The organism is Roseateles sp. P5_E1, from assembly GCF_054049335.1.
The window spans coordinates 210,529-232,605 of the sequence record NZ_JBFUMN010000003.1; the positions used below are offsets into that span (position 1 = coordinate 210,529).

General features: G+C 68.5%; 15 protein-coding genes. 7 read left to right on the plus strand and 8 right to left on the minus strand.

What is annotated here, in order from left to right; genetic code table 11:
- Position 1: 1 nt before the first annotated feature.
- Positions 2-490 (minus strand): SET domain-containing protein, encoded by a 489-nt coding sequence (locus ACXJKJ_RS05215; RefSeq protein WP_056199773.1) that lies wholly within the window; start codon positions 488-490, stop codon positions 2-4.
- A gap of 233 nt (positions 491-723) precedes the next feature.
- Between ACXJKJ_RS05215 and ACXJKJ_RS05220 the strand changes: the two genes are divergently transcribed.
- From ACXJKJ_RS05220 to ACXJKJ_RS05250, 7 genes are all read left to right on the plus strand, one after another.
- A complete protein-coding gene (locus ACXJKJ_RS05220; RefSeq protein ID WP_457389348.1) occupies positions 724-3,315 on the plus strand; it encodes a DNA topoisomerase III in 2,592 nt (863 codons plus the stop codon).
- A gap of 76 nt (positions 3,316-3,391) precedes the next feature.
- Positions 3,392-5,254, plus strand: coding sequence for an ATP-binding protein (locus tag ACXJKJ_RS05225; RefSeq protein ID WP_457389349.1), 1,863 nt, complete (start codon positions 3,392-3,394; stop codon positions 5,252-5,254).
- A gap of 159 nt (positions 5,255-5,413) precedes the next feature.
- Positions 5,414-6,397 (plus strand): AEC family transporter, encoded by a 984-nt coding sequence (locus ACXJKJ_RS05230; RefSeq protein WP_457389350.1) that lies wholly within the window; start codon positions 5,414-5,416, stop codon positions 6,395-6,397.
- An 80-nt stretch (positions 6,398-6,477) separates the two neighbouring features.
- Positions 6,478-9,315: a M16 family metallopeptidase gene (locus ACXJKJ_RS05235; RefSeq protein ID WP_457389351.1), complete on the plus strand. Its 2,838-nt coding sequence runs from the start codon at positions 6,478-6,480 to the stop codon at positions 9,313-9,315.
- Between the two features lie 74 nt (positions 9,316-9,389).
- The gene (locus ACXJKJ_RS05240; RefSeq protein ID WP_457389352.1) at positions 9,390-11,195 is read left to right on the plus strand and encodes a hypothetical protein; all 1,806 of its coding nucleotides are present in this window, start codon (positions 9,390-9,392) and stop codon (positions 11,193-11,195) included.
- A 20-nt stretch (positions 11,196-11,215) separates the two neighbouring features.
- Positions 11,216-12,475 carry a glutamate-5-semialdehyde dehydrogenase gene (locus ACXJKJ_RS05245; protein WP_457389353.1) on the plus strand — a complete coding sequence of 420 codons (1,260 nt, stop codon included), beginning with the start codon at positions 11,216-11,218 and terminating at the stop codon, positions 12,473-12,475.
- A 24-nt stretch (positions 12,476-12,499) separates the two neighbouring features.
- Positions 12,500-12,955: a hypothetical protein gene (locus tag ACXJKJ_RS05250; protein WP_457389354.1), complete on the plus strand. Its 456-nt coding sequence runs from the start codon at positions 12,500-12,502 to the stop codon at positions 12,953-12,955.
- Positions 12,956-13,449: 494 nt separating this feature from the next.
- On the opposite strand, the gene ACXJKJ_RS05255 is transcribed toward ACXJKJ_RS05250, so the two are convergent.
- The 7 genes from ACXJKJ_RS05255 to ACXJKJ_RS05285 form a co-directional block, all read right to left on the minus strand.
- Positions 13,450-15,039, minus strand: coding sequence for a DUF4139 domain-containing protein (locus tag ACXJKJ_RS05255; protein WP_457389355.1), 1,590 nt, complete (start codon positions 15,037-15,039; stop codon positions 13,450-13,452).
- 87 nt (positions 15,040-15,126) lie between these two features.
- The gene (locus ACXJKJ_RS05260; RefSeq protein ID WP_457389356.1) at positions 15,127-16,182 is read right to left on the minus strand and encodes an adenosine deaminase; all 1,056 of its coding nucleotides are present in this window, start codon (positions 16,180-16,182) and stop codon (positions 15,127-15,129) included.
- A gap of 154 nt (positions 16,183-16,336) precedes the next feature.
- The gene (locus ACXJKJ_RS05265) at positions 16,337-17,473 is read right to left on the minus strand and encodes a BMP family ABC transporter substrate-binding protein (protein WP_457389357.1); all 1,137 of its coding nucleotides are present in this window, start codon (positions 17,471-17,473) and stop codon (positions 16,337-16,339) included.
- 38 nt (positions 17,474-17,511) lie between these two features.
- Positions 17,512-18,432 carry an ABC transporter permease gene (locus tag ACXJKJ_RS05270; RefSeq protein WP_056205672.1) on the minus strand — a complete coding sequence of 307 codons (921 nt, stop codon included), beginning with the start codon at positions 18,430-18,432 and terminating at the stop codon, positions 17,512-17,514.
- A 73-nt stretch (positions 18,433-18,505) separates the two neighbouring features.
- On the minus strand, positions 18,506-19,585 hold the full coding sequence (locus ACXJKJ_RS05275) for an ABC transporter permease (RefSeq protein WP_457389358.1): 1,080 nt from the start codon (positions 19,583-19,585) through the stop codon (positions 18,506-18,508).
- Positions 19,572-21,095, minus strand: a complete 1,524-nt coding sequence (locus ACXJKJ_RS05280) for an ABC transporter ATP-binding protein (protein WP_457389360.1) — start codon at positions 21,093-21,095, stop codon at positions 19,572-19,574. The genes ACXJKJ_RS05275 and ACXJKJ_RS05280 overlap by 14 nt, the downstream gene beginning before the upstream one ends.
- Before the next feature lie 19 nt (positions 21,096-21,114).
- Positions 21,115-21,969 (minus strand): outer envelope protein, encoded by an 855-nt coding sequence (locus ACXJKJ_RS05285; RefSeq protein ID WP_457389361.1) that lies wholly within the window; start codon positions 21,967-21,969, stop codon positions 21,115-21,117.
- Positions 21,970-22,077 lie beyond the last annotated feature (108 nt).

Below are 22,077 nucleotides of genomic sequence, written 5' to 3' on the forward strand. Positions count from 1 at the left end.
GTCAGCGCCCCGACTTGCGGGTTTTGGGGGCGAGCATGGTGCCGCGGCAGGTCAGCGCGCCGCACCAGCAGGCGAACTGTTTCTTGACTTTGGCCGTGTGGCGGTCGTCCAGCACCAGGCCGTAGTCATAGAACAGCTCCTCGCCGGGCTCCAGATCGCGCAGGGCCTGGATGAAGACGCGGCCATCGACCTCGTCGGCTTCGCAGTTGGGCTCGCAGGCGTGGTTGATCCAGCGCGCGTCATTGCCGCCATACAGCGCATCGATGACGAGGCCGCCGTCGAGGTGGAAGTAGAAGGTGTGGTTGGGCTGGGCCGGGTCGTGCGGATGGCGGTCAACCGCCTGCTCCCAGGTGATGCGCTCGCCGGTGTACTCGATGATGCGCGCACCGGCGGCGATGGGAGCTGCTGCATAAACCCCCCGGCCATGCACGCCGGAATCACGGACTTCGATCTTGCGGCGCGGGGCAGGACGCGGGGATTTGGCGGTCATCGGCGCTGTGGTACGGTGATTTCATGGGTGCGCGTGTGCGTAGGCGTGCGCGCGAGGCCCGGATTGTAGGCAGCAAGAATGAGACCCCTCGTCCAAGGACTACCTTGGCCGGTCCCCCGAGGGGACGGCGATACACGCGGCTTCGAGCCGCGTGCACATCGCCCGGCGGGCCGGCTTGGGAACGGCCCGGCGCTCGGCCCGGGAAGACGAACTGACAACTGATTGAAAGACCGATGAGCAAGACTCTGATCATTGCCGAGAAGCCCTCCGTCGCGCAGGACATCGTCCGCGCGCTGACACCCGTGGCGGGCAAGTTCGACAAGCACGACGACCACTTCGAGAACGAGCAGTACGTCGTCAGCTCGGCCGTCGGCCACCTGGTGGAGATCGCGGCGCCCGAGGAGTTCGACGTCAAGCGCGGCAAGTGGAGCTTCAACAACCTCCCCGTCATCCCGCCGCATTTCGACCTCAACCCGATCGACAAGAACAAGGGCCGGCTCAACGCGCTGGCCAAGCTGATCCGCCGCAAGGACGTGACGGCGCTGATCAACGCCTGCGACGCGGGCCGCGAGGGTGAGCTGATCTTCCGGCTTATCGAGCAGTACGCCCAGCCGGCCAAGGGCAAGCTCAACAAGCCCATCGAGCGGCTGTGGCTGCAGTCCATGACGCCGGCCGCCATCCGCGAGGGCTTCGAGAAGCTGCGCAGCGACGCGCAGATGCTGCCGCTGGCCGACGCCGCGCGCTGCCGCTCCGAGGCCGACTGGCTGGTGGGCATCAACGGCACGCGGGCCATGACGGCCTTCAACTCGCGCGACGGCGGCTTCTTCCTGACCACGGTGGGCCGCGTGCAGACGCCGACGCTGTCGGTCGTCGTCGAGCGCGAGGAAAAGATCCGCAAGCACGTCGCCCGCGACTACTGGGAGCTGCGCGCCAACTTCGACGCCCAGGCCGGCCAGTACGAAGGCAAGTGGTTCGACCCCGCGTGGAAGAAGAACGACGACCTGGAGCGCCGGGCCGACCGCCTCTGGACCCAGGCCGAGGCCGACGAGATCGCCAAGGCGGTGCTCGGCAAGCCCGCCGTCGTCACCGAGGAAAGCAAGCCCAGCACGACCAGCTGCGGCGGCCTCTACGACCTGACGACGCTGCAGCGCGAGGCCAATTCGCGCTTCGGCTTCTCGGCCAAGACGACGCTGTCCATCGCCCAGGCGCTGTACGAGAAGCACAAGGTGCTGACCTACCCGCGGACGGACTCGCGCTTCCTGCCCGAGGACTACGTGGCCGTGGCCAAGGACACGGCCAAGATGCTGGCCACCGAGGACCTGCCGGGCCCGCTGGCCGCGCTGTCCCAGCATGCCGCCACGTCGCTGAAAGAAGGCTATATCAAGCCGACGAAGAAGGTCTTCGACAACGCCAAGGTGTCGGACCACTTCGCCATCATCCCGACGCTGCAGGCGCCCAAGGCCCTGACCGAGATCGAGGCCAAGCTCTACGACATGGTCGTCAAGCGCTTCCTGGCGGTGTTCTTCCCGCCGGCCGAGTTCCTGGTCACGACGCGTATCTCGAAAATCGACAACAAGCACCATTTCCAGACCAACGGCAAGGTGCTGGTCAAGCCGGGCTGGCTGGCCGTCTACGGCAAGGACGTGGACGATGAAGACGCCAACCTCGTACCGGTGCAGCCGAACGAAGTCGTGCGCACCGAGAGCGTGGACGTGAAGGCGCTGCAGACCAAGCCGCCGGCGCGCTACACCGAAGCGACGCTGCTGTCCGCCATGGAAGGCGCCGGCAAGCTCATCGACGACGACGAGCTGCGCGAGGCCATGGCCGAGAAGGGTCTGGGCACGCCAGCCACGCGCGCGGCCACCATCGAAGGCCTCATCAGCGAGAAGTACATGCTGCGCGAGGGCCGCGAGCTGATCCCGACCGCCAAGGCCTTCCAGCTGATGACGCTGCTGCGCGGCCTGGACGTGGAGGACCTGACCAAGCCCGAACTGACCGGCGACTGGGAATACAAGCTGGCCGAGATGGAGAAGGGGCGACTGAAGCGCGAGGTCTTCATGGCCGAGATCGCGACCATGACCGAGAAGATGGTCGCCAAGGCCAAGGGCTATGACCGCGACACCATCCCCGGCGACTATGCGACGCTGAAGACGCCCTGCCCCAAGTGCGGCGGCATCGTGAAAGAGAACTATCGGCGCTTCACCTGCACCGGCAAGAGCGGCACGGGTGAGGACGCCTGCGGCTTCTCCATCGGCAAGATCCCGGGTGGGCGCAGCTTCGAGTTGAACGAGGTCGAGACCTTCCTGGCGAACAAGAAGATCGGCCCGCTGGAAGGCTTCCGCTCCAAGGCGGGCTGGCCCTTCACGGCCGAGCTGGCGCTGGTCTATGACGAGGAGATCGCCAACTGGAAGCTGGAATTCGACTTCGGCGAGGACGCCAAGAAGGCCGAGGGCGATGGCGAACCGGTGGACTTTTCCGGCCAGAACTCGCTCGGGGCCTGCCCCAAGTGCAAGGGCCACGTCTACGAGCACGGCGCCAACTACGTCTGTGAGCATTCGGTCGGTGCCACCGTCACCTGCGACTTCAAGACCGGCAAGGTCATCCTGACCCAGCCCATCGAGCCGGCCCAGGTGCACAAGCTGCTGGCCAACGGCAAGACCGACCTGCTGGAAAACTTCGTCTCCAACAAGACGCGCCGCAAGTTCAAGGCCTTCCTGGCCTATGACAAGAAGGAAGGCAAGGTCATCTTCGAGTTCGAGCCGCGCGCTGCCAAGGCGCCTGCTGCCAAGAAGGTGGCAGCCAAGAAGACGGCGGCCAAGAGCTGAGCGGGCAGGAAATTCGCGGCGCCACAGCATTTATGCTCGCCGCATGGCCTGACAAGGCTGCACCGGGGGAGAGGGGATGGCGTTGGCACCGATCAGCATCGGCATACAGACGCGCCTGACGGCCGGCATTGCGCTGGTTGCGAGCCTGCTGGTGCTGGCGGTGGGCTGGTACTGGACGACACACGAAGAGGCCGAGCTGATGGCCGGCCTGCGCCAGCGCGAGGCGCGCATGGCTGGCCTCATCGAGCGCGGTTTCGCGGGCCCGATCTGGAACCTAGACCATGTCGCCATCGAGAACCTGCTCGACGCCGTCATGGCCGACCCCGAGGTGCATGCCATCGAGCTCAAGGGCCTGGGCCTGCGCGGCGGCCAGGCGCGGCGCGGCCGCGACACCCCGGCCGTGGGGCCGCTGCGACGCGAGTTCGCCATCACCTACCAGCCCGCGGCTGACACGGCCGGCACCCAGGTCGCCTCGGCCGTTCTCACCGTCACGCGTGATCTCATCGACGAGCAGATCAGCCGCACCCGCCTCTTCGTCGTCGAGCTGCTGGCCGTCGTCGTCATCGGCATCGTCATCGCCAGCTCCCTGCTCGTGCAATGGCTGGTGCGCCGGCCGGTGCTGAAGCTGGGCGCCCTGGCCCAGCGCGTTGCCAAGGGCGACCTCGGTGCGCAGGAGACCGTGGAGCGCGGCGACGAGATCGGCGAGCTGACGATGCGCTTCAACGCCATGAGCCTGAAGCTGCGCAGCGCGGCTGACCAGGTGCAGCTCAGCTCCGAAGGCCTGCGCGCCAGCGAGGCGCGCTACCGCAGCCTGTTCGAGAACGCGACCGAGGGCGTCTTCCAGGCCGACGCCGATGGCCGCGTGCTCAGCATGAACCGCGCCTTCACGCAGATGCTGGGCCTGGGTTCGCAAAGCCCCGTCGGGCGGCGGCTGCGCGAGCTGTCAGGCATTGACCGGAACGAGATGCAGCGCGTCGCTGCCGTCATGAACGAGCAGGGCAAGATCCAGCAATGCCAACTGCAGCTTCGCGGCGCGGGTGGCCGGCCGTTGTGGGTCGAGCTGAACGCGCATTGGGTTGAGGGCGAGAGCGGCCAGCGTCGCATCGAGGGCATGGTCAGCGACATCTCGCTGCGCCGCCAGGCCGAGGCCGAGTTGACCCGCCACCGCGACCACCTCGAAGAACTCGTCAACGAGCGCACCGCCGAACTCAGCGAGGCCAAGCTGCGCGCCGAAAGCGCCAACCAGGCCAAGGGCCGTTTCCTGGCGACCATGAGCCACGAGTTCCGCACGCCGTTGAATGCCATCCTGGGCTTCACGCAGCTGATGCAGATGGATGCCGCCATTCCCGCCGGCCAGCAGGCCAAGCTGCAGTTGATGCGTGACTCCGGCCTGCATCTGCTGGAGCTGATCAACGACGTGCTGGACATGGCCAGCATCGAGGCCGGCAAGGTCTCGCTCAAGCCGGCGTCCGTGGACCTGCGCGCCCTCGTCGACATGGCCTGCGACAGCGTGCGCCTGCGCGCCGAGCAGAAGGGCCTGGCCTTCTGGCTGGACATCGACGCCCGCCTGCCGACCCAGGTCATCGCCGACGGCCAGCGCCTGCGCCAGGTGCTGCTCAACCTGCTGTCCAACGCCGTCAAGTTCACCGACAGCGGCAGCGTGCAGCTCGACGCGCGCGTCGTCGAGCTCGATGCCAGGCACACGCGGCTGCGCTTCGAGGTCAGCGACACCGGCATCGGCATGACACCGGCCCAGCAGGCGCGGCTCTTCCAGGCCTTCGAGCAGGTGTCCGACGCCTCGCGCCACCTCGGCGGCACAGGCCTGGGCCTGTCCATCAGCCAGCAGCTGGTGCGCCTGATGGGCAGCCAGATCCTCGTGCAGAGCACGGCCGGGCAGGGCAGCAGTTTCGTCTTTGAATTGCGCCTGCCGTTGGCATGATGTTCTCTGACGCCTTTCGGGCCGAGCGCCGGGCCGCTCCCAAGCCGGCCCGCGATGGCGATGTGCTTGCGGCTCGATGCCGCGAGCATCGCCGTCCCCTCGGGGGACCGACCAGGCGCGCCCGCGTCCAGCGCGGCGCGACTGGGCGAGGGGCCTGAGATGACCTGGGCAATTGCGGCCAAGCTGTTGGCGATATTGGTTGCGGTGGCCATCGGCTGGGCGGTCGGCCGCATGCGCTGGCTGGGTGGTGGCGAGGCGGGCAGTGACAGCGACCCGGCCCGTGTGCTGGCCAATGCAGCCTTCTACATCTTCGTGCCGGCCCTGCTGTTCCGCACCACGGCGCGGCTGGATACGGCGGCGCTGCCCTGGGCCTTCCTGTTCGCCTTCTTCGTGCCGGTGCTGGTGCTGATCGCGTTGCTCTATGTGCTGTACCGCGGGCTGCGCAAGCCGGGTGAGAACGTCGTCGCGCCCAGCGTCAGGGCCATCACGGCGGGTTTCGGCAACACGCTGCAGGTGGGCCTGCCGGTCGCGGCCGGCGTGTTCGGCGAGAAAGGCCTGGCCATCCACATCGCCGTGGTGAGCCTGCATGCGCTGTCGATACTCACGCTGCTGACCGCCATCGTCGAGCTCGACCTGGCGCGTGAGCGCAGCACCGGCAATCTGGCCGGCACGCTGCTGCAGACGGTGCGCAACACCGTCATCCACCCCGTCGTGCTGCCGGTGCTGGCCGGCCTGGCCTGGAACGCGACTGGCCTCACCCTGCCCGCCGTGGCCGATGAGGCGCTGCAAAGCCTGGGCACGGCCGTCGTGCCGCTGTGCCTGACGCTGATTGGCATGTCGCTGGCCTATTACGGCTGGCCACGCACATGGCGCGGCCTGGCCGGGCTGGTGCTGGCCAAGCTGCTGCTGATGCCGGCCGTCGTGCTGGGCGTCGCGCATTGGGGCCTGGGGCTGAATGGTATGCCGCTGGCCGTCATCGTCATGATCGCGGCGCTGCCGACCGGCTCCAACGCGCTGATCTTTGCCCAGCGCTACCGCGCGCTGGAGGCCGAGGTCACGGCCGCCACTGTCGTCTCCACCATCCTTTACGTCGCCACGGCGCCACTTTGGCTGGCACTGCTCGCCTGGCTGTCGCCTTGGTAGGCTCATGGTGACTCCCGGCACTTCCGCACCGTGTTGAACACGTCGCCCAATCCCGCATTGCCCTTCGAGGACCGATACGAATGAAAGCTCCCGCCCCCCGCCGTCTCGTCGCGCTGCTGGCCCTGGCCGGCGCCCTCTCGGCCGCCCTGCCCGCGGGCGCCGCCCCTGAATCCGCGATGAAGGGTGCGGTCAACACCGAGGCCGGCCAGCTCGCCGTGCGCCAGGAGAAGCTCACCCTGGCCAATGGCTTCGAGGTCATCCTCGTCGAGGACCACCGCCTGCCGCTGGTGGCCTTCAACCTGTGGGTGCATGCCGGCCCGCGCAACGAGGCCAAGGGCCAGACCGGCTTTGCCCACCTGTTCGAGCACCTGATGTTCGCCGGCAGCAAGCACATCCCGCGCGGCGAATTCGACAAATTCGTCGACGCCGCCGGCGGCACCGACAGCAATGGCTCGACCAACTTCGACCGCACCAACTACTTCTTCACGCTGCCGTCCAACCAGCTCGAACTCGGCCTGTGGCTGAAGGCCGACATGCTGGGCTACATGATCGACGAGGTCGATTCGGTGTCCCTGGCCAACCAGCAGGACGTGGTGCGCAACGAGCGCCGCCAGAGCTTCGAGAACCGGCCCTACGGCATCGTCGAGGAGGCGATGTACCAGGCCCTCTACCCCGAAGGCCACCCCTACCGCGCCGCCGTCATCGGCTCGCATGCCGACATCCAGGGCATCCAGCTCAAGGACGTGAAGGACTTTGCCCGCACCTACTACCGGCCCAACAACGCCACCCTGGTGCTGGCCGGCGACTTCGACCCCAAGCAGGCCAAGGCCCTGGTGCAGAAGTATTTCGGCTCGCTGAAGGCCGGCGCCAAGGTGCCCGAGGTCAAGGTCGCCATGCCCGAGATCACGAAGGAGCGTCGCCTCGTCGTGACCGACCGCATCGAGCTGTCGCGCCTGAACCTCGCCTGGCACACGCCGCCCATGTTCGCAGCCGGTGACGCCGAGCTGGACGTCGCCGCCCATGTGCTGGGCGGCGGCAAGGCCAGCCGCCTGTACGGCCTGCTGGTGCGCGACAAGCAGCTCGCCCAGAGCGTGCAGGTGGGGCAGGACTCGCAGTCGCTGAGCTCGATCTTCAACATCGAGATCGTCGCCCGCCCCGGCGCGTCACTGGACGAGATCGAGAGGCTGGTTGACGCGGAGATCGCCAAACTGGCCACCACGCCGCCCACGGAGGCCGAGCTGGGCCAGGCCCGAGCCACCATCCAGACCCAGCTGCTGCAGCGCATGGAGAAAGTGACGTCGCTGGCCGATCTGATCAACCACTACAACCAGATGGCCGGCGACCCCGGCTTTGTCGGCAAGGATCTGGCGCGCTATGGGCAACTGGGCCCGGCCGCCGTCAGTGCCACCGTCACGCAATGGCTCAAGAAGGACCGCCGCGTCGTCGTGCAAGCGAAGCCTGGCGAGCAGGTGCTGCCGCCCGAGGTGGCCACGCCGCCGGCGCCCACCAAGGCCGCCAAGGGTGAGCGCGAGTCGCTGAACGCGGCAGAGGCCTGGCGCGCCAAGCCGCCCGGTGCCGCCAAGGCCAAGGCGCTGACGCTGCCGGCCGCGCAGAGCTTCACGCTGGCCAACGGCCTGACCGTCATCTACTCGCCCAAGCCCGGCCTGCCGCTGGTGAGTGCCGCCCTGGTGCTGCGTGCCGGCCAGGGCGCCAACCCGGCGGACAAGCCCGGCTTGGCCGGCTTCACCGCCGCCATGCTGCCCGAGGGCACGAAGACGCGCAGCGCCCAACAGATTGCCGAAGCTGCCGCGGCCCTGGGCGCCACGCTGAACGCCCAGGCCGGCAGCGAGGAGGCGCGCATCGACTTCTCCGGCCTCAAGGCCAGTGCCAAGGAAGGCCTGGGCCTGCTGGCCGACCTGGCGCTCAATCCGGCCTTTGCCGCGCCCGAGATCGAGCGCCAGAAGGCGCAGCGACTGGCCGCCCTGGCCCAGATGCGCGAGCAGGCACCGCTGCTGGCCAATGCCGTCGGCAACCGCGTGACCTATGGCGAGGGCCACCCGCTCAGCGCCAATGCGCTGGGCACCGAGGCCAGCATCAAGGCCGTGGATGGCGCTGCGCTGCGTGCCTTCTGGCAGGCCCATTACCGCCCCGAGCGCGCGGCCCTGGTGGTTGCCGGTGACCTGACCGAGACCGAGCTGCGTGCGCTGATCGAGCCGCTGTTCGGCGCCTGGAAGGGCGAGGGCGCGGCCGCAGCCGCCGCGCCGCTGCCCGCGTCCAGGCCCATCGCCGCGCGCACCGTCGTCGTCGACAAGCCCGGCGCGCCGCAGACGGCCCTGGCCGTCGTCTCGCCCGGCCCCTTCGCCGCCGCGCCCGATGCAGCCGCCATCAATGTCATGAATGCGGCCCTGGGTGGCCTCTTCACGTCGCGCATCAACAACCAGCTGCGCGAGGTCAAGGGCTACACCTATGGCATCCATTCCGGCTACACCATGGGCCGCGAGCGCGGCCAGTTCGGCATCCGCGGCAGCGTGCGCACCGACGTGACCGGCCCGGCCCTGGTCGACATGTGGAAGGAGATCGAGGGCATGCGCGCCAAGCCCATGGGCGCGGCCGAGCTGGGCCGCGTGCGCAACGCCCAGCTGCTGTCCCTGCCCGGCCTGTTCGACACCAACCTCGCGGTCGTGGCCGGCTACTCGGGCAATTGGTCCGCGGGCCGGCCGCTGGACGCGATCACCGAGCTGCCGAAGAAGGTCGGTGCCGTCACCGCTGCCACCGCGCTGAAGGCCGCCCAACAGCACCTCGACCCGGCCCAGCTCATCGTCGTGGCGGTGGGCGACAAGGCCAAGATCGTGCCGCAGCTGGAAGCGATTGGCCGCAAGCCCGAGGTTCGCGACGCCGAGGGCAAACCACTGCCCTGACCCGGCCCTGATTGCGGCCGCGCGGCGCTGGTGCGAGCATGCCCCTCCTGGCCCCTGCCGGGCCTGGAGGTCGCATGCCATCACGCCATCACCCCGCCACCCGCCTGCTGCAGGCCCTCGCCGCGCTGGGCCTCGTCGCCCTGGCCGGCAGTGCCGATACGGCCGCTGCCTTTGACCCGCTGCTGAGCAGCCCCGGCGGCGTCTGCGCCCCGTCAGTGGCCGGTCGGCCCGTGCTGCTGCAGGCCCTGCTGGCCTCGGCCGCCTCCGCGCCCAGGACGGAGACCGCGCCCTTCCAGCCCGCGCCCATGAAGGCCGCGCCGGGCGACGTGCCGCTCTACAAGGACTTGGGGCGCATGAGCTTCAAGCTTGAGCATGCGTCGCCCAAGGTGCAGGCCTATTTCGACCAGGGCCTGCGCCTGTCCTTCGCCTTCAACCATGCCGAGGCCCAGCGTGCCTTCCAGGCCGCGCAGAAGCTCGACCCGGGCTGCGCCCTGTGCTTTTGGGGCGAGGCGCTGGTGCTGGGCCCCAACATCAATGTGCCCATGCAGGCCGAGGCCAACGCGCCCGCCTGGACGGCGCTTGCCCGCGCCGTCGCGCTGAAGGACAAGCTGCCGCCGCGCGAGCGCGTCCTCATCGAGGCCCTGCAGCAGCGCTACGCCGCTGAGCCACCGGCCGACCGCAGTGCCCTGGACGCCGCCTATGCCGACGCGATGAAGCGCGTCGCCGCCCAGTTCCCCGGCGAGGACCTGATGCAGGTGCTCTACGCCGAGGCGGCCATGGACACCCAGCCCTGGGACTACTGGGAGGCCGCCGGCGCAAAGCCCAAGGGCCGCACCGCCGACATCGTGGCCGCGCTGGAGACCGTGCTCAAGCGCCGCCCCAACCATGCCGCCGCCATCCACCTCTACATCCATGCCGTCGAGGCCTCGACGCGACCCGAGCGCGCACTGGAACCCGCGCGCCGCCTGGCCGCGCAGATGCCCGGCGCCGGCCACATCGTGCACATGCCGGCCCACATCTACTACCGCGTCGGCCTATACCGCGAGTCACTGGATGCCAACCGCCAGGCCATCGCCGTCGACGAGGCCTATTTCAAGAGCTCGCCGTCCGACCCGCTCTACCGCTCGGCCTACTACCCGCACAACATCCATTTCCTGATGGTGTCGGCCCAGATGGGCGGCGCGGCCAAGACGGCCATCGACGCGGCGGCCAAGCTCGACGCGTCCATGCCCGTCGACGTCGTCAAGGCCTTCCCCATCATGCAGCCCGTCAAGGCCGCGCCCTACACGACGCACGCCCAGTTCAGCCCGCCCGACGTCATCCTGAAGCTGGCCGCGCCGCCCGACGACCTGGTGCTGGTGCGCGTCATGTACCACTACGCCCGCGCGCTGGCCCAGGCCGCCCGCCACGACGCGGTGGCGGCCCGGCTTGAGATCGAGGCGATCACGGCGCTGGAGAAGGGCGCCGACTTCAAGCCCTTCGACGCCTGGGGCATTCCGGCTCAAGCCATCGCGCAGACGGCCCGCCTCGTCGCCACGGCACGCCTGGCCGACGCCCAGGGCGACCTGGCGGGCGCGGCCGCCGCACTGGAGCAGGCCGTCGCCATCGAGGAGGGCCTGGCCTACACCGAGCCGGCCTATTGGTACTACCCGGTGCGCCAGTCCCTCGGCGCCGTGCGCCTGCGCCAGGGGCGGCTGGACGAAGCCGAGAAAGCCCTGCGGGAATCGCTCGCCCGCGTGCGCAACAACGGCTGGGCGCTGGCGGCCCTGGCCGAGGTCTACAGGAAGCGCGGCGACACGGCCGCCGAGAACAGCGCTCGCCAGGCGTTGAGCAAGGCTTGGTTCGGCGCGGAGGGCGGCCCAGACCTTACGAAGCTGTAGGTCGAGGGTCGTCGACGAAAATGGCGGCCATGAGCCTGCCTGCCTACATGGACGACCTCGGCCGCGCCGCCCGCGCCGCCGCCACCGCAATGGCTGCCGCGCCCACGGCCGCCAAGAACGCTGCCCTGCTGGCCCTGGCCCGCCGCCTGCGCGCGGCCGGCCCGGCGCTTGCCGACGCCAATGCCCGCGACCTGGCCGGTGCCGCCGAGCTCAGCGGCCCGCTGCGCGACCGCCTGAAGCTCGACGCCAAGACCCTGGCGACGGTCGCCGAAGGCTGCGAGCAGATCGCCGCCATGCCCGACCCCATCGGCGAGATCACCGGCGTGAAGCGCCGCCCGACCGGCATCAGCGTCGGCCACATGCGCGTGCCGCTGGGCGTGTTCGGCATGATCTACGAGAGCCGACCCAACGTGACCATCGAGGCCGCTTCGCTGGCCATCAAGAGCGGCAACGCCTGCATCCTGCGCGGCGGGTCGGAGGCGATTCACTCCAACCTTGCCCTGGCCGAGCTGGTGGCCGCATCACTGGAGGAAGCCGGGCTGCCGCGCGCGGCCGTGCAGCTCGTCAACACGACGGACCGCGCCGCCGTGGGACTGTTGATCAGCTCGCCGCAATGGGTGGACGTCATCATTCCGCGCGGCGGCAAGGGGCTGATCGAGCGAATCTCTGCCGAGGCCAAGGTGCCCGTCATCAAGCATCTGGACGGCAACTGCCACAGCTATGTCGACGCCGAGGTGGATCTGGAGCAGGCGCTCAAGGTCGTCGACAACGCCAAGACGCAGAAATACAGCCCCTGCAACGCGACCGAGTCGCTGCTGGTCCACGCGGCCCAGGCGCCGGCCTTCCTGCCGCGCATCGCGGCCCTCTTCAAGGCCAAGGGCGTGGAGATGCGCGGCTGCCTGCGGACTTTGGCTTTGGTGCCTGGTGCGATGCCGGCGACCGAGGAAGACTGGTCCACCGAATACCTCGCCCCCATCATCAGCATCAAGGTGGTCGATTCACTTGACGAAGCCATTGCCCACATCAATCGCTATGGATCGCATCACACGGATGCGATCCTGACGACGAATCATCCCAACGCGATGCGATTCCTGCGCGAGGTGGATTCGGCCAGCGTGATGGTCAATGCCAGCACGCGCTTTGCGGATGGCTTTGAGTATGGGCTGGGTGCCGAGATCGGCATCTCCACCGACAAGTTCCACGCCCGCGGGCCGGTGGGGCTGGAGGGGCTGACGTCGATGAAGTGGGTGGTGTTGGGGCAGGGTGAGGTGAGGGGTTGAGGCTCGAAACTCTTCCCATTGACGATGCACTTAAGTCTTGATTTCGAGGACAACGAGAGCGGTCATGGCGACATCGCCTTGCGATTTGCCGGTCGAGAGTGGGTCTGTGATTCCTACTACCTTGCTCTCGATGACAAGCTTCTTCCGCAGGCCGAAGACGCGGCCAAGGTCAGGGCAGTTCTTAAGCGGCTACACGAGCAGTGGCTGGAAACGGCGCAATCTCTATGCGCCGGGGAGACTGCTTACCTGCCATATGACTTCTCAGATCAGTACACCGGCTGGCTGCGGTGCTGCAGGACTCAGAATGGATATTTGCTGACTCAGGGTTGGTCAAGCGTGGAAGGTTGGTCGTTCTCACCTTCGGCGGTTGGGCCCTTGCTACGCGAACTCAGGGAATTCCGTGCGGACGGCCCGGAGCTAGAGATAGGTGATAGCGAATTCACAACAGCTATCCAAACCTCGGCCTCTCGGACAAGCTGAGTCGGTCGATGACGCTCGGCAGGCTGGGGTGAACACCGTGAACCCCAACGAATCCTGCCTCGCAACGCGATGCACCCGCGAGCTCATGTCCAGTCGACCGGCCTCTTGCTGATGAGTCATTTGGCCTGCGCGTGATGCCCATGCCGGGACGTCGCCCCGGCGGGCGACCTTCTTTTTGAGCGACCAAAAAGAAGGCAAAAAGTCGCCCCCCGATCCGCCCGCCCCTCCGCTGCGCTGCGGGGTTCCCTGCGCTGCTCAGCCCTTGAGGGCCCGCGCAAAACTCGCGCCGCTACGCTCTGCTCAAACAGTTGCGCGGAGTCAGCTCTTGAAGCGAGCTGCGCTCGCGCCCTCAAGGCCTTGCGCTGCTCGGCGGGCTCAGAGGGGGTGTGATGGAACAGCCGGCGACAACCGACCTTCGGGCTTGGCTGTCGTCCGCCGGGGCGAACTTCCGGCACGGTCCGTGGCAGCGAGCGAAAGTGGCCAATCCGAGCCGTTCAACGCAACCCCGTCACCTGCGCTTCCTTCGGCGCACTGATCACATAGTCCGCCATGAACCGCTGGCTGGCTCCCGCCGCCAGAGGCTGCTCCCACATCACCAGCCCTGCCTGCTTGCGCCACGCCTGAGTCGTCGGCGCCGGGCTGAATTGAGACTGCACCTTGATGTCCTCGTGTTGCGACACGGGCGCGGCCTCGATGAGCTGCAGGGTCACCGTGCCCGCCGTGTGGCGGTTCTCGACGACGTAGGCGCGGCCATAGCGGTGCTCTGCTCGCGTGCTGATGAAGCCGGTGTTGCCGGCATTGCGCTGCTCGGGCTCAACCAGCACGCGCAGCGCGTCGTCGCGGCCGAAGGGCAGCTCCAGGCGCTCGTCGCCGCTGGCGATATTGAGCAGGGTGCTGCCCACCAGCGCGCCGTCGCGCACCAGTTGCACGGCGCCGCGGGGCCACGCGCCGGCGGGTTTGGCGGCGTCAGCGACGAGATAGGCGGCAGCCTCGCTTTGCGGCTGCACGCGTGCCAGCACCTTGGCCTGCAGCTTCTCGCTGCCGAGCGTCAGGCTGGCGCGCTGGGTGCCGCTGTCGACGGTGACGCGCAGCGGCAGCACGAACTCGGTCGCGTAACTGCCCTCGAACACCCCGAGGTCGAAGCGCTCCAGCTTGCCTGCCGCCTCTTCGGCGGCGGTCCGGCTGACGAGGTTGGCCCGTTGGCCTGTCACGACCACCGAATCGGCAACTGACATCGCGGGTGCCGGCACGCGGGCGGTCGCCAGGTCGAGCTGCCAGGGCCGGGGCGAGCCGGGCCCGACCTTCTGAGCCACCTGCGCCGTTGTCAGCCGCAGCTTCACATTCTTCCAGTCCTCGCCGCTTTGCTGCGACACCTGAGCCAGGCGCTCCAGGTTCAGCGCGCCCGTGGCCGTGTCGAGCAGTGCGCGGTAGCTCGGCGCCCAGCCGGCCTGCGTCACCCGGTAGTTCAGCTTCAGCTCGGCCTCGCGCGCGGTCGACAACCGCAGGCGCAGGCTGCGCCACTGCGGGTTGGCCGCAGCCACGCCGTCTCGCTCGGACTTGAGCGGGGCGAGCTGCTTGTCCAGGTCTTCCAACTGGCGGCGGATGGCGGCTTGGCGCAGCAGGCCCTCCAACGCGGTCTTGCGGATCGTGTCTGCCGTCGCGCCGATGCCTGTGGCCGGTGTGGCCCGTGCCTCGCCAGCGCCCAGGGCCTTGAGGTAGCCGAGGCCGGTGTCCAGTGCGCTTGACTCGGCGGTCAGCGTGTCACGCTGGCCCTCCAGCTTGCGGACCTGCTCGTCCAGCGGGCTGTTCGCGCACTCGGGCACGCGCTCGCGCGGCAGCGTCTCCAGTTGCGCCGGCCCGAGGTTGACGCCGGCGGGCGCCTCGATCTGCAGCGAGTCAGGGTCGAAGCGGGCCGACAGGCAGCTCAGCACCAGCTCGCGCGCGCCGGCCGCGACGGTGGCCAGCCGCGTGACCTGGGCGCCGCCCGGGTAGACGAGGACTTCGTCGATGTGTGATGCCGGTGCGGCTGCCAGTACGCTGCCAGCCCCCAGGGCGGTGGCCAGGCTGAAAACGGTCGATTTCATGTTGTTGCTCCCCAGGCGAAGGCGCCCACGCGGCGCGGAAGTTACCACCTGGTGAGTCGGGCCGCGGCGAACCGCAGTGGGCGGCTCCTAGACCACCGCCCGCGCGAACTCGGCGTTCAGCGCCGCCACCCAGGGGGCGCGGGCCGGCGGTGGCAGGAAGCTCGCTTCGAGGCTGTTGCGCAGCAGCTGATAAGCCTCGCGCGCGCCCCATTGAGGCAGAGCGTCGAACAGCGCCGACAGGTTCTTGTTGAGGTAGCCGCCGAAGTAGGCCGGATCGTCGGAGTTGATGGTCACGGCCAGGCCGGCGGCCAGCAGCTGTGGCAGCGGGTGCATGGCCAGGTCGGGCACGACGCAGAGCTTGACGTTGGACAGCGGGCAGACCGTCAGCGGCATGCGCTCAAGCGCAAGGCGGTGCATCAGCGCCGGGCTCTCTATGGCCCGCACGCCGTGGTCGATGCGCTCCACGCGCAGCAGGTCCAGGGCCTCTTCGATGTAGGTCGGTGGCCCCTCCTCGCCGGCATGGGCAACGCGGTGCAGGCCCAGCTCGGCGCAGCGCACGAACACGCGCGTGAACTTGCTTGGCGGGTTGCCGCGCTCCGAGCTGTCCAGCCCGACGCCGATGAAATGCGCGCGGTAGGGCAGGGCTTGTTCCAGCGTGGCGAAGGCGTCAGCCTCGCTCAGATGGCGCAGGAAGCACAGGATGAGCGCGGCGCTGACCCCCAGCTTTTCGCGCGCATCGGTGCAGGCGCGCGACAGGCCCTGGATGATCGTGCCCATGGGCACACCGCGCGCCGTGTGCGTCTGCGGGTCGAAGAACAGCTCGGCATGGACGACGTGGTCGCGTGCGGCCTTCTCGAAGTAGGCCCAGGCCATGTCGTAGAAGTCCTGCTCGTGCAGCAGCACGCTGGCCCCGGCGTAGTAGATGTCCAGGAAGCTCTGCAGGTCGGTGAAGGCATAGGCAGCGCGCAGCGCCTCCACGCTGGCGTAAGGCAGGGCCACGCCGTTGCGCGCCGCCAGCGCGAAGATCAGCTCTGGCTCCAGCGAGCCCTCGATGTGGATGTGCAACTCGGCCTTGGGGCTGCGTGCCAGCAGGCCGGAAAGGGCTGAGCGCGGGATGCGGTCGAAGTCGATTTCAGTACTCATGGCCGTAGTGTCTTTGTGGGCCGAGCGCCGGGCCGTTCCCAAGCCGGCCCGTCTGGCGATGTGCTTGCGGCTCAATGCCGCAAGCATCGCCGTCCCTTCGGGGGACCGACTGGGCTTGCCCGCGTTCAGCGCGGCAAGACCAGGCGAGGGGTTCCTACTTCTGTCCAGGCACCTTGCCTTCGACGCCCTTGACGAAGAACTTGATGCCGCCCAGGAAGGCATCGTCCGCCACGGCATCCTTGGCCAGCACTTCCTTGCCGGTGTTGTCGACCAGCGGGCCCTTCCAGATCGAGAAGCTGCCGTCCTTGAGGCCGGCCTTGACCTGCTCGACCTTGGCCTTGGCCTCGGCCGGCACGTCGTCGGCGAGGGAGACGATGTCGATGGCGCCTTCCTTCACGCCCCACCAGGCCTTGCCGGTGGCCCACTTGCCGTCCAGCGCGTCACGCGTGGCCTTGATGTAGTACGGCGCCCAGTTGATGACGGCCGAAGCCAGGTGGGCCTTGGGGCCGTAGGCCTTCATGTCGGAGTCCCAGCCGAAGGCGCGCTTGCCCTTTTCCTCGGCTGTCTTGAGCACCGCGGCGGAGTCGGTGTTCTGCATCAGCACGTCGGCGCCGCCGTTGATGAGCGCGGTGGCGGCCTCGGTTTCCTTCGGCGGGTCGAACCACTCGTTGACCCAGACSACCTTGGTCTTGATCTTSGGGTTSACSSWCTGCGCGCCMAGCGTGAAGCTGTTGATGTTGCGGATGACCTCGGGGATGGGGATGGAGCCGACCACGCCGAGGGTGTTGGTCTTGGTCATGGCCCCGGCGATGACGCCGGCGAGATACGCGCCCTCGTAGGTGCGGCTGTCGTAGGTGCGCAGGTTCTCGGCCGTCTTGTAGCCGGTGGCGTGCTCGAACTTCACGTCCTTGTGCTCGGCCGCGACCTTGAGCATGGGTTCCATGTAGCCGAAGGTGGTGCCGAACACCAGCTTGTTGCCCTGGCCCACCAGGTCGTTGAAGACGCGTTCGGCATCGGCGGCCTCGGGCACCTTCTCGACGAAGCTGGTGGCGATTTTGTCGCCGAACTCCTTCTCCAGCGCCTTGCGGGCGTTGTCGTGGGCAAACGTCCAGCCGCCGTCGCCCACCGGGCCGACGTAGGCGAAGGCGATCTTCAGCGGCTCGGGCTTGGCAGCGGCGGCGGACGCGGGCTGCGCGGCGGCAGGAGCTTCTTCCTTCTTGGAGCAGCCCGCGAGGGCGGCGGCGGCCAGTGCGGCAAGCGCGAAGGTCCGGCGGGTGGCAAGGGATGTCATGCGTTTCTCCTGAGGGGTGAGCGGTTGAGACAGGGAATTCAATGGCCGGGTTTGAAGGGCTTGCCAAGCGACGCCGGCATGTTGGCCTTGATCCAGGCCGGGTTGCGCGAGATCAGCACCAGCACGGCGATGGTGGCGAGGTAGGGCAGCATGCTCAGCCAGTGGCTGGAGATGGCGATGCCTTCGCTCTGCAGGTGGAACTGCAGCATCGTCACGCCGCCGAACAGGTAGGCCCCGAGCAGCACGCGGGCCGGCCGCCAGGTGGCGAAGGTGGTCAGCGCCAGTGCGATCCAGCCCTTGCCGGCCACCATGCCCTCCACCCACAGCGGCGTGTAGATGAGGGACAGGTAGGCGCCGGCCAGGCCGCACAGCGCGCCGCCGGCGGCCACGGCGGCGAGGCGGATGCGCCGCACCGGGTAGCCCAGCGCATGGGCCGACTCAGGCGACTCGCCCACCGCGCGCAGCACCAGCCCCGCCCGCGTGCGGTACAGGAAGAAGTGCAGCGCCACCGCCAGCGCCATGGCCAGGTAGACGACCGGGTGGTGCTCGAACAGCGCCTTGCCCAGCACCGGCAAATCGGCCAGGCCGGGTAGGGCCCAGTGCGCCCGCTCGGCCAGCCGCTGCTGCGTGTACTCGATGCCCACGAAGGCCGAGAAGCCGGCGCCGAACAGGCTCAGCGCCAGCCCGGTGGCGTATTGGTTGGTGTTGAGCCAGATCACCAGCAGCCCGAAGAACAGCGACAGCACGACGCCCGCCGCCATGCCGGCGATGAAGCCCAGCAGGTCGGAGCCGCTGTGTACCGCGGTGGCAAAGCCGGCGATGGCCGCCACCAGCATCAGCCCCTCGGTGCCCAGGTTGACGATGCCGGCCCGCTCATTGATCAGCAGGCCCAGGCCGGCGATGGCCAGCACGGTGCCGGCGCTCAGCGTGGCGGCAATGAGCAAGGCAATCTCGTTCATTGATGCACCCTTCGGCCTTCGGCCTGTCCCGCCAAGCGGGAGCGAGCTTGCTTGGGGCGGCCCGGCGCGGCGCTCATGCCGCCGCCCTCGCCTTGACCGCCGCCACCCAGCGCATGCGGTACTGCAAGCCGTGGTCGCAGGCCAGCAGCGTGAATAGCAATACGCCCTGGAAGACACTGGTCAGCGCCTTGGGCAGGCCCATGCGGCTCTGAGCCAGCTCGCCGCCGATGTAGAACATGCTCATCAGCACCGACGAGAACACGATGCCCACCGGATGCAGCCGGCCGACGAAGGCCACGATGATGGCCGCGAAGCCGTAGCCCACCGGCACGTAAGGCGTCAGCTGCCCCAGCGGCCCGGCCACCTCGAAGGCGCCTGCCAGCCCCGCCATGCCGCCGGAGAGCAGCAGCGCCGTCCACAGCGCGCTGCGCGACGAGAAGCCGGCATAGCGCGCGGCGGCCGGGGCAATGCCGCCGACCGTCAACGCATAGCCGCGGTAGGTGCGGAACTGGAACACCGCGAAGGCCGCCACGGCCAGCAGCGCGATGACCACGCCCGCGTTCATGCGCAATCCGTTCACCAGGCGCGGCAGCCGCGTCGAGGCCGCGAACAGCACGGTCTGCGGGAAGTTGTAGCCGTCGGGGTCCTTCCAGGGCCCGTAGACGAGGTAGTTCAGCAGCAGCGTGGCCACATAGACCAGCATCAGGCTGACCAGGATCTCGTTGGTGTTGAAGCGGTCGCGCAGCAGCGCCACGACCCCGGCCCACAACATGCCGCCGACGACACCGCCGAGCAGCACCGGCACGACGAACCAGGCGGAGGTGTCCGGCCCGGCCTGCATGGCCACCCAGCCGGCGCCCAGAGCGCCAAGCACGAACTGGCCCTCGGCGCCGATGTTCCAGATGTTGGCGCGAAAGCACACCGCCAGGCCCAGCGCGATCAGTGCCAGCGGCACGGCCTTGACGCTGAGTTCCGACAGTGCCCGGCCATTCTTCAGCGGCTCGACGAAGAACAGCCGCAGCGCCTGCAGCGGGTCCTTGCCCAGGGCCGTGAACAGCAGCACGCCGATGGCCACCGTGAGCGCCAGCGCCAGCAGCGGCGCGGCCACGGCCAGCAGCATGGAGGTTTGCGTGCGCGGCTCAAGCCTGAGCATGGACCGGCTCCTCCGCGGTCGCGGGCCACAGCCCCGACATCCATTCGCCGACCTGCTCGCGCGTGGCCTGGGGCGTGGGCACCGATGGCGACAGCCGGCCGTCGGCGATGACGTGCAGCCGGTCGCAGATCTCGAACAACTCGTCCAGTTCCTCGCTGAACACCAGCAGCGCGCAGCCCTGGTTGYGCAGCCGCAGCAGCTCGCCGCGGATCTGCGCGGCGGCGCCCACGTCCACGCCCCAGGTCGGCTGGGCAATGATCAGCAGCTTCGGGCTCGCGTCGATCTCGCGGCCGACGATGAACTTCTGCAGGTTGCCGCCCGACAGCGTGCGGGCCATCGCGTCCGGCCCCGAGGCCTTGACGCGGAAGTTGTCGATCAGCCTGGCCGCCAGCCGGCGCGCCTGGGCGATGCGTATCCAGCCACCCCGGCCCAACGCCTCGGTGCGCGTCAGCAGCGTGTTCATGGCCAGCGACAGCGTCGGTACCGTGCCGCGGCCCAAGCGCTCCTCGGGCACGAAGTGCAGCCCGGCGGCGCGGCGCCGGCCCGGCGTGGCGCGGGCGATGTCCTGGTCGAAGAGCTGGATGGTCCCTGCCGCCGCGCGCGGGTCCTCGCCCGACAGCGCCGCGAGCAGCTCCTGCTGGCCGTTGCCCGACACGCCGGCCACGCCGACGATCTCGCCGGCGCAGACGTCGAAGTCAATGTCCTTGAGCGTGACGCCGAAAGGGTCGAGCTGCTCAAGGCCAAGTTCAGCCACGCGCAGCACGTGTGCGCCGCGCTGGCCTTCGCGGGCGGTGAGCACCGGCGCATCGGCGCCGATCATCAGCCGCGACAGGCTGGCGTTGGTTTCCTTGCGCGGGTCGACCTCGCCCACCACGCGGCCGCCGCGCAGCACCGTGCAGTGGTCGCACAGCGAGCGGATCTCGTGCAGCTTGTGGCTGATGTAGAGGATGGAGCAGCCCTCGCCGCTCAGCTTGCGCAGCGTCACGAACAGGCTTTCGACGGCCTGCGGCGTCAGCACCGAGGTGGGCTCGTCCAGGATCAGCAGCTGCGGCCGCGTCAGCAGCGCACGCACGATCTCGACGCGCTGGCGCTCGCCGACACTCAGCGTATGCACCGGGCGGGCCGGGTCCACATGCAGGCCGTACTGCGCCGACACCACCCGCGTCTGCTCGGCCACCTCGGCCAGCGAGCCCGACTTGTCCAGCCCCAGCCAGATGTTCTCGGCGGCGGTCAGCGTGTCGAACAGCGAGAAGTGCTGGTAGACCATGCTGATGCCCAGCGCGCGGGCCTGCGCCGGGCTGGCCACCTCGACCTCGCGGCCGTTCCAGGCGATCTGCCCGGCGTCCGGCTTGGTGGCGCCGTAGATGATCTTCATCAGCGTCGACTTGCCCGCGCCGTTCTCGCCGAGAACGGCGTGGATCTGCCCCGGCGCCACCTTGAGATGGATGTCGTCGTTGGCCCGAACGCCGGGGTATTGCTTGGTGATGCCGATCAATTCAAGGCGAGACATGCCGGACGTCGCGGGAACTTCAGAAGTGGTATTCCGCGCGGATCATCGGCGTCTTTGCGAATGCGCCGCTGCCGGCCGGACCCTTGTACGGGTTGCCGAACTTGTTGCGCCAGTACTGGTACTCCAGCCCCACCTTGAACTTGTTCGGCGTCGCGCCGGTGGCCGCGCCCACGTCGTACATGATCTGGCCGTCGAAGTCGGTCTCGGGGCCTGTTGCGCCGCCGAACTCGTCCGTGCCCTTGCTGGCGATGTAGTTGGCAAAGCCCTCGAAGGCCAGGGGCAGCTTGCCCAGCGGGATGCTCCAGGCCGCCGTCAGCATCACATGGCTCTTGTAGTTGTAGCGCGGCGTCGCCGTGCTGCTGAACTTGTTGTACGGCGCGTTGCTTTCCTTCAGCAGCAGCAGGCTGATGTTGAGGAAGCCAGGCACGTCCATCATCAACGTGGGGCCGAGCACGAGCATCTGCTTGCGCGAGTTGTAGCCGGCATCCACCTTCACGTTGGCATCGAAACCGGCGGTGAGACCCATGCCACGGACAGGGCCGAAGGCGATGGGGCTGCCGGTGATCTTGCCGAAGTCCAGCGTGTGGCGATAGACGATGTAGACCTCGCTGGCGCCGCTGCCGGAGTTGGGGCTGGACGGGTCCTTCTTGTCGGACAGCAGCAGGTCGACGTTGAAGAAGTTGGTGCCGTAGGCGTAGCCGCTGGCATGGTTGAGGTCGAGGATGTTCTTGTGGATGTCGTTCGTGCCGAAGGGCTCGGCAAACTTGGTGCCGTAGCGGTAGCCGATGGAGGTGTCGGCCCAGTCGGCGGCCTGGGTGGCGCCGGCGGCGAAGGCGGCGAGGGCGGTGCAAAGCAGGCGTGCGGTGGGTTTCAAGGCAAAGCTCCTAGGGGGTGGATGAAGAACGCGTGAATTGACTCTTGGCGGCCGGCATCGCCATGGCCGCTCGCACGAACCGGCATGGCAGGCTCATGCAATTCATGT

What these genes read in the sequence shown, in the direction of transcription:
- ACXJKJ_RS05215 (WP_056199773.1), bottom strand. Translation starts at nt 490, where the DNA reads ATGACCGCCAAATCCCCGCGTCCTGCCCCGCGCCGCAAGATCGAAGTC.
- ACXJKJ_RS05220 (WP_457389348.1), top strand. Translation starts at nt 724, where the DNA reads ATGAGCAAGACTCTGATCATTGCCGAGAAGCCCTCCGTCGCGCAGGAC.
- ACXJKJ_RS05225 (WP_457389349.1), top strand. Translation starts at nt 3,392, where the DNA reads ATGGCGTTGGCACCGATCAGCATCGGCATACAGACGCGCCTGACGGCC.
- ACXJKJ_RS05230 (WP_457389350.1), top strand. Translation starts at nt 5,414, where the DNA reads ATGACCTGGGCAATTGCGGCCAAGCTGTTGGCGATATTGGTTGCGGTG.
- ACXJKJ_RS05235 (WP_457389351.1), top strand. Translation starts at nt 6,478, where the DNA reads ATGAAAGCTCCCGCCCCCCGCCGTCTCGTCGCGCTGCTGGCCCTGGCC.
- ACXJKJ_RS05240 (WP_457389352.1), top strand. Translation starts at nt 9,390, where the DNA reads ATGCCATCACGCCATCACCCCGCCACCCGCCTGCTGCAGGCCCTCGCC.
- ACXJKJ_RS05245 (WP_457389353.1), top strand. Translation starts at nt 11,216, where the DNA reads ATGGCGGCCATGAGCCTGCCTGCCTACATGGACGACCTCGGCCGCGCC.
- ACXJKJ_RS05250 (WP_457389354.1), top strand. Translation starts at nt 12,500, where the DNA reads ATGCACTTAAGTCTTGATTTCGAGGACAACGAGAGCGGTCATGGCGAC.
- ACXJKJ_RS05255 (WP_457389355.1), bottom strand. Translation starts at nt 15,039, where the DNA reads ATGAAATCGACCGTTTTCAGCCTGGCCACCGCCCTGGGGGCTGGCAGC.
- ACXJKJ_RS05260 (WP_457389356.1), bottom strand. Translation starts at nt 16,182, where the DNA reads ATGAGTACTGAAATCGACTTCGACCGCATCCCGCGCTCAGCCCTTTCC.
- ACXJKJ_RS05270 (WP_056205672.1), bottom strand. Translation starts at nt 18,432, where the DNA reads ATGAACGAGATTGCCTTGCTCATTGCCGCCACGCTGAGCGCCGGCACC.
- ACXJKJ_RS05275 (WP_457389358.1), bottom strand. Translation starts at nt 19,585, where the DNA reads ATGCTCAGGCTTGAGCCGCGCACGCAAACCTCCATGCTGCTGGCCGTG.